Origin of the sequence: Mesorhizobium sp. M7A.F.Ca.CA.003.01.2.1, from assembly GCF_003998945.1 — a bacterium.
In the GTDB taxonomy this organism is placed as follows: domain Bacteria; phylum Pseudomonadota; class Alphaproteobacteria; order Rhizobiales; family Rhizobiaceae; genus Mesorhizobium; species Mesorhizobium ciceri.
Genome location: NZ_RZRA01000938.1, coordinates 1 through 2,166, shown reverse-complemented (window position 1 = coordinate 2,166; position 2,166 = coordinate 1). Strand labels below are relative to the sequence as shown.

Here is a 2,166-nt window from a genome sequence, read left to right as displayed (position 1 = left end):
GAACTGGGCGAGCCGCTCCCGCTTGGCGTCGTCGCTGAGCGAACCGCGCGTGACGGAAACCGAGTAGTTCCTGTCGATGGTCGCCAAGCCACGCTGCAATGCCTCACGGCTGGTTTCCAGCAAGGTCACGGGATATCCGCCATTGGCGAAGGCCATGGCAATGCCGCCGCCCATCGTACCGGCACCGATGACGCCGACGCGGGCGATCCTGCGCTTGACGACGTCTTTTCCTGGAAGCTTTGTCGCCTCACGTTCGGCGAAGAACAGATGGCGCTGCGCCCGCGATTGGTCGCTGGCGACCAGCTTGACGAACAGCGCACGCTCTGCCGCCAGTGCCGCATCGAACGGCAGCGTGACGGCATTGCGCACCGACTGCGCACAAGCGATCGGCGCCTCGAGGCCGCGCGCTTTCCTGGCAAGATCCGCAGCCCCGGCGTCGAACGCCGCGAGATCAGTCTGCTTGAGACCATCATTGCGATCGCGCACCGGCGTGAAGGGACCACCCTTGCGGGCGATTTCCCCAGCGAAGTTCACGGCATGCGTGGTCAGATCGCCTTCGAAGACGGCATCGACGAGACCGGCGGCGTGCGCCTCGGTCGCGCCGATCGGCGCACCTGAGACGATCATCTTCAACGCCTTCACCGCGCCGACAAGGCGCGGCAGCCGTACCGTGCCACCGCCACCCGGCAGCAGGCCGAGTTTGACTTCCGGCAGGCCGAGCTTGGCGCCGGCATCGGCAACACGGAAATGGCAGCCCAGCGCCAGCTCCAGCCCGCCGCCGAGCGCGGTGCCGTGGATGGCTGCGACCGTCGGCTTGGCGATGGTTTCCAGCGTCGCCACGATGGCGCGCAGTTCGGGCTGCTGCATCGGCTTGCCGAACTCGGTGATGTCGGCGCCGGCGACAAACGTCCGGCCGGCGCATGCAATGACTATGGCGGCAACCGACGCATCGTCGCGCAATTCGACCAGCGCCTGCATCAGCGGTTCGCGGACATGGAAGCTCAGCGCGTTGACCGGCGGATTGTCGATGGTGACGACGGCAACGTCGCCGTCGCGGCTGACCTTCACAAAATCGGACACGCAAACCTCCCAGCATTATTCAGCGGCCGTGGCCACGCGAACGGGATTTACAGCGCCATAACGTCGAAGGGAACCGGATGTCGGCCTGGCACAATGATTACAGGCCTTGAAGGTGTCTGGGACGACGAAGGCGGAGGCTACCGCAGCGCCTTCTGCCCGCCCGCCGCCGTGATCACCCCGACGATGATCAGCCCCGTCAGCAGCAACCGCACCCCGGCGCTCACCCCAAACGTGTTGAGCATGGTCAAAAGCAGCACCAGGAACAAAGCCGCGCCCCAGACGCCGGGGACATTGGCCTTGCCGCCGGCGACCGACGTGCCGCCGATGACGACGACGGCGATCGAGGCCAGCAGATATTCGTTGCCGATGTCGACATTGGCGCCGCGGAAATAGCCGGCGAGCAGCGCGCCGTCGATGCCGCCGAGCGCGCCCGACAGCGTGTAGGTGAGGAAGCGGATGCGGCCGACATTGACACCGGCCAGCCACGCCGCGCGAATGTTCTGGCCGATCGCCAGCACCGAGCGGCCATAGATCATACGCTGCAGCGCGATGGCCGCGCCGACGGTGAACAATACCGTGAGGATCGCCAGCACCGGAATGCCCAGCACCTGCCAGTTGGCAAAATCGGCGAAGCCCGGCGGCGGCTTGATCTGCAGCCCGCGGCCATAGCTGATGTCGATCGACTGGATGATGAAGCTGGCCGATAGCGTGGCGATGATCGGCGGGATGCGCAGCGCCCAGATCAGCAGGTAGTTGGCGGCGCCAATCGCCGCCCCGCAGGCAAGTGCCGCCAAAAGCCCGACCGCGATCATGGAATCGTTGCCGTCCATCACCTTCATCGCGACGGCGCTGGCAAGGCCGATATTGGCCGGCAGCGACAGGTCGACATTGCCTGGTCCCAGCGTGATGACGAACATCTGGCCGACGCCGACAATGACGGTGAATACCGCCAGCGAAAGGGCTGCCGTCACCATGCCACCCCCGCCATAACCGCCGGTGAAGGCGATCGTCGCCAGCCACACCAGCAAGGCGCCAATGAACGACCAGATCCAGGGTTTGGTAAGCAGCGATCTCACCGATGTCATC

At 65.6% G+C, this 2,166-nt stretch carries 2 protein-coding genes; both read right to left on the bottom strand.

The features are described 5' to 3' along the window. A partial coding sequence (locus EN969_RS27935) for an enoyl-CoA hydratase-related protein (protein ID WP_206525246.1) occupies window positions 1-1,080 on the bottom strand: 1,080 nt, incomplete at its 3' end. A gap of 137 nt (window positions 1,081-1,217) precedes the next feature. Continuing rightward, window positions 1,218-2,165 (bottom strand): ABC transporter permease, encoded by a 948-nt coding sequence (locus EN969_RS27930; protein WP_013528929.1) that lies wholly within the window; start codon window positions 2,163-2,165, stop codon window positions 1,218-1,220. Between the last annotated feature and the right edge of the window lies 1 nt (window position 2,166).

Bases quoted from the DNA above. Each gene is read 5' to 3' on its own strand.
- EN969_RS27930 (WP_013528929.1), bottom strand. From the start codon at position 2,165: ATGACATCGGTGAGATCGCTGCTTACCAAACCCTGGATCTGGTCGTTC.